Source organism: Pseudomonas sp. UM16 (genome assembly GCF_050312595.1).
Taxonomy (GTDB): Bacteria; Pseudomonadota; Gammaproteobacteria; order Pseudomonadales; family Pseudomonadaceae; genus Aquipseudomonas.
This window is the reverse complement of record NZ_JBNPJT010000057.1, coordinates 1-730: the sequence shown is the minus strand read 5'-3', so window position 1 is coordinate 730 and position 730 is coordinate 1. Positions and strand designations below refer to the sequence as shown.

Here is a 730-nt window from a genome sequence, read left to right as displayed (position 1 = left end):
TCCGTCATTCTTGCTCGGCGCGTTGATAGGCCCAGGCGGGGTGGGTTTGACGTATCTCTCAATGGCGTACTCAAAGAGCTATCGGGAAATGCATACCCAATATCATCACTATGCGTTTAAGTGGAAAGAAATCACCCAGTTGGCGGTTGTTACTAATAGAGAGATCGTCGATTTTAAGTACAGCATCATACAAAAGGGCGATGAGCATATAACCAATGGTGGGGTTAATATTTTCTGCAAAAGAAAACAAAAAGAAAAGGTCGCTGAATTTATCAGGTCTTTCCTATCTCCAAACGTACCTTTCATCAAAACCAAGGCTGACGTTCCGCAGTACTGATGGGAGAGTGTTGCCGGAAGGACCAAGAAATAGACGCTGTCCAGCGGAGCGCAGCACCGGGTTTGGCAAGTCTGGATAGATAGCTCCGCGGCCAGTCCGGTCCTTGAATTGGAGGTTAAATACCGGCTGGCGTGTGGCAGCGAAGCGATCGCCGTGGATACATGTTTCGGCTGGCCCTGAAGTGGACAACGAATGAAGCCGACCGGGCCAACACTGCATTTAATAGTGAACTGATGGAGAAAGATGGCATCGTGCTGGCCAATAAAAATACCAAACTCTTAAAGCTGGATGTTCCAGATTAAATTAATTAATGAGTGCTTCAGTGTTTAAATTCAATAAGGACCTTGAGCTGCCGCCGCAGCTTAAATGGAAATTTTCGCATGAGCCCGAATT

Annotated in this window: 1 pseudogene; it reads left to right on the top strand. The window is 46.8% G+C overall.

The features are described 5' to 3' along the window. Positions 1 to 337, top strand: a pseudogene (locus ACQRAX_RS25530) (hypothetical protein); the annotation flags it as partial. Positions 338 to 730 lie beyond the last annotated feature (393 nt).